The organism is Streptomyces sp. NPDC002690, assembly GCF_053592415.1.
In genome coordinates this window covers 1-6,457 of the sequence record NZ_JBSFVR010000405.1, presented here as the reverse complement: position 1 = coordinate 6,457, position 6,457 = coordinate 1, and the positions used below count along the sequence as shown (strand labels likewise).

General features: G+C 72.2%; 7 protein-coding genes and 1 pseudogene. 6 read left to right on the top strand and 2 right to left on the bottom strand.

Features of this window, described 5'->3' with window-relative positions:
- Positions 1-436, bottom strand: a pseudogene (locus tag ACWD3D_RS31825) (hypothetical protein); the annotation flags it as partial.
- A gap of 314 nt (positions 437-750) precedes the next feature.
- On the opposite strand from ACWD3D_RS31825, the gene ACWD3D_RS31820 reads away from it, so the two are divergent.
- The 6 genes from ACWD3D_RS31820 (at position 751) to ACWD3D_RS31795 (ending at position 5,095) form a co-directional block, all read left to right on the top strand.
- On the top strand, positions 751-1,002 hold the full coding sequence (locus ACWD3D_RS31820) for a hypothetical protein (RefSeq protein WP_451464205.1): 252 nt from the start codon (positions 751-753) through the stop codon (positions 1,000-1,002).
- Between the two features lie 86 nt (positions 1,003-1,088).
- The gene (locus ACWD3D_RS31815) at positions 1,089-1,400 is read left to right on the top strand and encodes a helix-turn-helix domain-containing protein (RefSeq protein WP_451464208.1); all 312 of its coding nucleotides are present in this window, start codon (positions 1,089-1,091) and stop codon (positions 1,398-1,400) included.
- 142 nt (positions 1,401-1,542) lie between these two features.
- Positions 1,543-2,052 carry a 2-oxo-4-hydroxy-4-carboxy-5-ureidoimidazoline decarboxylase gene (gene uraD, locus ACWD3D_RS31810; RefSeq protein WP_451464204.1) on the top strand — a complete coding sequence of 170 codons (510 nt, stop codon included), beginning with the start codon at positions 1,543-1,545 and terminating at the stop codon, positions 2,050-2,052.
- Positions 2,053-2,057: 5 nt separating this feature from the next.
- Complete coding sequence (gene uraH / locus ACWD3D_RS31805) at positions 2,058-2,438, top strand: hydroxyisourate hydrolase (RefSeq protein ID WP_451464207.1); 381 nt, start codon at positions 2,058-2,060, stop codon at positions 2,436-2,438.
- A 169-nt stretch (positions 2,439-2,607) separates the two neighbouring features.
- Entirely contained in the window at positions 2,608-3,576 is a 969-nt protein-coding gene (gene pucL, locus ACWD3D_RS31800; RefSeq protein ID WP_451464203.1) for a factor-independent urate hydroxylase, read from the top strand.
- Between the two features lie 130 nt (positions 3,577-3,706).
- Positions 3,707-5,095, top strand: a complete 1,389-nt coding sequence (locus ACWD3D_RS31795) for an 8-oxoguanine deaminase (protein WP_451464202.1) — start codon at positions 3,707-3,709, stop codon at positions 5,093-5,095.
- Between the two features lie 101 nt (positions 5,096-5,196).
- Here ACWD3D_RS31795 and ACWD3D_RS31790 read toward each other — a convergent pair whose 3' ends face one another.
- The gene (locus ACWD3D_RS31790; RefSeq protein ID WP_451464206.1) at positions 5,197-6,018 is read right to left on the bottom strand and encodes a chitosanase; all 822 of its coding nucleotides are present in this window, start codon (positions 6,016-6,018) and stop codon (positions 5,197-5,199) included.
- Positions 6,019-6,457: the final 439 nt, after the last annotated feature.

The window sequence follows — 6,457 nt, the reverse complement described above, 5'->3', positions numbered from 1 at the left end:
GCCGCAGCCCTCGCAGATGTAGCAGGAACCGGCGCGCTGCATCTTCGTCCCGCAGGAGAAGCGCCGCCGGTCCTGGGACGGTCAGCGGCGTCGCGCCGGTGGTGTCTCCCGAATCCGTGCCGGTGCCGGCGCCGGGCTCCGGGGCCGCGTCGGTGCCAGGACCGGGTTCGGCGGAGGGCCCGGTACGGACCGGGACGCGCAGGACCGTACCGCAGGGGCAACCCAGCTCCGGCTGCGGCCAGGTGTCGTCGCGTCCGCACGCGTCGCAGCGCGCGGTGACCCAGAAGTCCGCCCAGACGCGCTGGGTGACCTGGGTCGCGGGTGCCCCGCGTTCCGCGCGCAGGGCGGTAGGGGCGCCGCAGGGGCAGGAGTAGACGGGGATCACGAACGCGTGGTCGCGCAGACAGAGGGGGCAGCGCACGAGCACAGGCTCCACAGTGTCTCCTTCCGCCGACGCCCGGGTGCGACGCGGCGTTCTGTGGGTGAGGGGTGAGGGGTGAGGGGTGAGGGGTGGGAGGCGGGGCGGGTCTCGGGCAGGGGGCGCGGTGCGCGGGAGGGTGGAGCCACGGCCTCGCCCGCTCCGTTCCGTCCGCCGCCGTACGCCTGCGCACATCGTCCTCCACCACGGGGCGCCGGGTCAGGCGATCGGTGCTGTTTCCGGTCGATCCGGGCAACCGGGGCAGCCGCCGGGCCGCGTTAAAGTCGGGGCCGAGCCGGCCCGCACGCCGGCCGGAACTCCCGGGAGGCACCGTGCGTCTGAGGGTGGAATTCACCACCGAACCCTTCGATCTCGACGAGGCGCCCGCGCACGCGGTGGTGGCCCGTGAGGTCATCGGTGCCGCGCCGCTGGACGCGGTGGACGTCGGCCCCTTCGGCAACACCGCGGAGGGCGGCGCGGAGGTGGTGCTGGCCGCCGTGGACGCGCTGCTCCGGCGCACCATCGACGCCGGGGCCACCCGGATATCGCTCCAGGTCAACGTGATCGCCGAGGGGGAGCGGTGAGCACCGGACCCGCCCCCGAACACCCCGCCGAACACCCCGCCCCCGAACACCCGCTGGTCGCCGCCGTGAAGCCGCTGGTGGAGGCGATGGGGGGCGAACTGCTGGAAGCCGCCCAGGCCCGGCCGGACGACGTGGTGCTCGCCTGGGAGGGCCGGGACGTTCTGGCCGTACGGCTGCCCCAGCTCTCGGAGTCCCTGGACCACATCCTCTCCGCGATGGAGCGGACGTACGGCGGGCCGCTGGCCGGACTGGACCGCCGGGCGAAGCAGTCCGTGGTCCGCACCCTGGAGGCCCGGGGAGCGTTCGCCGTACGCCACGGGGTGGAGACGGTGGCGAGCGCCCTCGGAGTCAGCCGCTTCACCGTCTACAACTACCTCAACCGTGAGAAGGGCGACTGAGGGCGGACCCGGCGAGGAGCCTGACCGGCCCCGACCGGCCAATTTCAACAAACTGTTGACGAGGTGTCGGGCGGGAGCGTTAGCTGTTCGCAGCCCGCACGACGCCAAGCGACGTGACAGCGACGATCAGCGCGGAGGCTCCGTGACGTCGAGTTCCTCATCGGGCCTGGCCCGGTTCAACGCCCTGGCGCACGACGAAGTCGCCGACGTACTGCACGAGATCTGCTCCAGCGAGGCATGGTCCGCCGCCCTCCTCGCGTTCCACCCCTACGCCACCGCTGACGCCCTGCTCACCGCGAGCGACGCGGCCACCGCCGCGCTGGCCGGGGCGGACCTCGCCGAGGCCCTGGCCGGTCATCCACCGATCGGGCGGCCCGAGCCCGGCGATCCGGTGTCCGCGCGGGAGCAGCGGGGGATGGCGGACGCGTCCGAAGCCCTCCGGGCCGAGATGCTCGAACTGAACCTGGCCTACCAGGAGCGCTTCGGCCACGTCTTCCTGATCTGCGCCACCGGCGCCACCGGCGAGCAGATGCGCGAGGCCCTGCGGGCCCGCGCGGCGAACACGCCCGAGCGGGAGAACACGATCGTGCGCACCGAGCTGGGCAAGATCAACCGTATCCGGCTGACCCGCCTGCTGACCGAAGGGGAGTGACGGTACTGAGCACCGACATCACCGCCTCGGTGTCCACGCACGTCCTGGACACCAGCATCGGCCGCCCCGCGGCCTCCGTCCCCGTCCGCCTCGCCACCCGCCCCGGTCCCACCGCCGGCTGGGAACCGCTCGGCGGCTCGGTGACCGACGCGGACGGCCGCTGCGCGGACCTGCCCGCCCTGCCCGAGGGCACCGCCCAGGTGCGCCTCGACTTCGACACCGACGCGTACTTCGCCCGGGAGACCGACGGACCGACCGCTCCGCCCGCCGACGGCGGAACGTTCTTTCCCGAGGTCGCGATCACCTTCACCGTCCGTCCCGGTGAGCACCACCACGTACCCCTGCTGCTCAGCCCGTTCGGCTACTCCGTCTACCGGGGGAGCTGAGGCCCCTCGCCGGGCCGTCGGCCACCTCGTCGCGGACCGCACCCACCGCGGCGGGGCGGTCCCGCCGTACCCGGACGCAGCCAGCTCGTACCACCGTCCCCTACGTACGCCCCCGGGCCCGCACCCCTGACGGCGCCGCTTCCGCTTCCCGCAGAAAGGTCCGGCACCCATGACCACTTCCGCCCAGCAGCCCTCCGAGGCCGCCGTCCCCCGGCCCCCCACCGTGGTTCTCGGCCAGAACCAGTACGGCAAGGCCGAGAACCGCGTCGTCAAGATCGTGCGGGAGGGCGGCACCCACCACATCAAGGACCTGAACGTCTCGGTCTCGCTCTCCGGCGACCTGGACGAGGTCCACATCTCCGGAGACAACGCCCACGTGCTGCCGACCGACACCATGAAGAACACGGTGTACGCGTTCGCCAGGGAGCACGGCATCGACTCCGCCGAACAGTTCGGCATCCACCTCGCCCGGCACTTCGTCCGCTCCCAGCCGGCGATCACCCGGGCGCGGGTGCGGATCGAGGAGTACGCCTGGGAGCGGATCGAGGACCCCGGCGCCACCGGCCCGGACCGCCCGCGCCACTCCTTCGTACGCAAGGGCCAGGAGGTGCGCACCGCGCAGATCGCCTACGACGGCGAGCGCTGGGAGGTGATCTCAGGGGTGAAGGAACTCACCGTGCTGAACTCCACCGCGTCCGAGTTCTGGGGCTACGCGAAGGACCGCTACACCACCCTCAAGGAGGCGTACGACCGCATTCTCGCGACCGACGTCTGCGCCCGGTGGCGCTACAACTGGTCCGAGGACACCGAGGAGATGCCCCACTGGGAGGAGTCCTGGCAGCAGGCCCGCGCGCATCTGCTCCGTGCGTTCGCCGAGACGCACTCCCTCTCGCTCCAGCAGACGCTGCACCGGATGGGGGCCCGGGTGGTCGAGAACCGCGACGAGATCGACGAGATCCGCTTCTCGCTGCCCAACAAGCACCATTTCCTGGTGGATCTGGAGCCGTTCGGAATGGAGAACGCGTCGGAGGACGGTGCCGTCTACCTCGCCGCGGACCGCCCCTACGGACTGATCGAGGCCACCGTGCTGCGGGAAGGCGCCGCGCAGTTGATCCCGGTGGACCTCACCAACCTCTGACCCGTTCCCGTGAACCGCCGTCGTACGAACCGGCCTTCACCCCTCGGCTCTCGCAGAGGTACGGCCTCCGGAAGCCCGGTACTCCCAGAAGCCCGGCTCCCAGAAGCCGGCACTCACAGAAGGAAGCACGATGACCGATCCGGCAGGGACCCCGCGCCTCGTCATCGAGAACTGCGCGGTCGCCACCGTCGACGCGCACGACACCGAGTACGCCTGCGGCCATGTCGTCGTCGCGGGCGACCGCATCGAATCCGTCGGCGCGGGCCGCGCTCCCGAGGGACTGGCGAACGTGGTCCGTCGCATCGACGGCACCGGTCACCTGGTCACACCCGGGCTCGTCAACACCCACCATCACTTCTACCAGTGGATCACCCGGGGCCTGGCCACCGACCACAACCTCTTCGACTGGCTGGTCGCCCTCTACCCGACCTGGGCACGCATCGACGAACCCATGGTCCGCGCGGCGGCGCAGGGTTCCCTGGCGATGATGGCGCGCGGCGGCGTCACCACCGCGATGGACCACCACTACGTCTTCCCCCGGGGCTCCGGCGACCTGTCCGGGGCGATCATCGAGGCCGCCCGGGACACCGGCGTACGGTTCACCCTCGCGCGAGGTTCCATGGACCGGGGGGAGAGGGACGGCGGGCTGCCGCCGGACTTCGCGGTGGAGACGCTCGACGGCGCGCTCGAAGCCACCGCCGCCACCGTCGACGCCCACCACGACCCGTCGTTCGGCGCGATGACACAGATCGCCGTCGCGCCGTGTTCTCCCTTCTCCGTGTCCACCGAACTGATGCGACAGGGAGCGGAGTTGGCGCGCTCCATGGGGGTGCGGCTGCACACCCACGGCTCGGAGACGGTGGAGGAGGAGCAGTTCTGCAAGGAGTTGTTCGGGATGGGGCCGACCGACTACTTCGAGTCCACCGGCTGGCTCGGCGAGGACGTGTGGATGGCCCACTGCGTCCACATGAACGACTCGGACATCGCCGCGTTCGCCCGGACCGGGACGGGCGTCGCGCACTGCCCGTCCTCCAACGCCCGCCTCGCCGCCGGAATCGCCCGGGTGCCGGACATGATCGCGGCCGGAGTTCCGGTCGGCCTCGGCGTCGACGGGACCGCCTCGAACGAGTCCGGCGAGCTCCACACCGAACTGCGCAACGCCCTGCTCGTCAACCGTCTGGGGGCGCATCGGCACCGGGCTTTGACGGCACGTCAGGCATTGCGTCTCGGTACGCACGGCGGGGCCCGGGTGCTGGGCCGCGCCGAACAGATCGGCTCCCTCGAAGCCGGGAAGCTCGCCGACCTGGTGCTCTGGCGGATGGACACCCTCGCCCACGCCTCCATCGCCGACCCGGTCGCGGCCCTCGTCCTCGGTGCGGCGGCCCCCGTCACCCTGTCGCTCGTCGGCGGCCGGCCGGTCGTGGAGAACGGGCGGCTGACGACCGTGGACGAGGACATTGTCGCCGCCGTGACCCGCGAGGAGGCCCGGCGCCTCGCCCACCTCGTCGCCGGCGGCTGATTCGGGGCGGGGCATCCGCCCGGCCGGGGGTCCTTGCCGAGGCCGGGCGAATGTCCCGGTCGGCCTCGGCAGGACGTCGGTCGCCGTCGGCCGACGTGCTGTCAGCCGATGTGGTAACTGTCCCCGTACACCTTCCAGTCGAGCGGCGGGGTCAGGCCGAGGTTGCCGTTCCGCAGGAAGACCCGCTGCGCGGTGTCGACCCTGCTGGTGTCGGAGTGGGCCTCCTCCTGCCGCATGGCCCACACCCGCGCGTCGAGGTAGGCGTCGAGATACACCGTCTCGTCGCCGCCCTCCGACGGCGGCCGGGCCTTGCCGAGGGCTCTGGAGCGGATCGATCCGAAGCTCGCGCCGTCGTCACCCTCGCCGTGCATGACGAGCGCGTCGTAGTACGCGAACTGGCCCAGCGTGCCGAGGCCGTCGGCCTTCGCCTGCTTGACCGCCGGGTCGAAGTACACCCGGTCGCGCTCGTCGTCCTGAACTCCGCGGAAGACCGGGTCGGTCAGCGCGGCCTTCTCCCACGCGGCGGTGAACCGGGAGCCGAGCCCCTCGTGCGAGTCGGTGCCGTCCACCTCGCGCAGCGCGGGCAGGAACGGCGCGAGGATGTTGCCCGGGGCGCGCTCGGTGTAGAGCTCCACGACCCCCAGCATGTCGCTGGTGCCGGAGCAGAATCCGACGATGCCGCCGGTGTAGCCGCGACCGTCGCCGATGTCCTCGATGTACTTGTACTGGTCCCGCCAGTCCAGGCTGGAGTTCTCCGCGCTGGAGACCAACTGCATGGCGATCTCTTTCTTCGCCGGATCGTCCAGCCCGGTCATGACGGCCGTCCGGACCGCGCGCTCGTGCCGCGGGGTGACGTGCGCGGGGGAGTCGGCGAGAGCGGTGAACGGGGCCGCGGCGAAGGCAAGTCCGAGGACGGTCGCCACGGTGACGGCAGGGAAGGCGCTCCGGCGGCGGCCGTTGGGACGGACGGGCACGCCGGTGAGGGCGGCGGGGCTGGTGGCGGCGGGGTCGGGGTCGGGGCCGGTATCGGGTCCGGCAGCGGACTCGGGGGAGTCCGTGCGGCGGCGTAGGGGTGTGTCGAACCGGGCGTGGGGCACCTGTCCTCCAACGGGGACACGTTGATCATCTGCTCTGCCGCGAGCTTCCTATCAGGCGCCTTGTGGCTCGGGGCCGTTCCGCTCGCCCCGCCTCCCGCCGCCTCACCCACTCGGACCACGCCGAGCGGGGCGGCACGGGTACCCGGACCACGCCGGCCCCGCACCGCGCGGCTGGCGTGGTGCGGGGCTTTCAGGGGGTGCCGGCCGGCGGCGCGGCCGTGGTGGACGTACGACCGGGGCACACCACGACGGTGCCGCGCGTTCG

Excerpts from the sequence above, each read along its gene's own strand:
- ACWD3D_RS31815 (WP_451464208.1), top strand. The coding sequence starts at position 1,089 with ATGGGGGGCGAACTGCTGGAAGCCGCCCAGGCCCGGCCGGACGACGTG.
- pucL (WP_451464203.1), top strand. The coding sequence starts at position 2,608 with ATGACCACTTCCGCCCAGCAGCCCTCCGAGGCCGCCGTCCCCCGGCCC.
- ACWD3D_RS31795 (WP_451464202.1), top strand. The coding sequence starts at position 3,707 with ATGACCGATCCGGCAGGGACCCCGCGCCTCGTCATCGAGAACTGCGCG.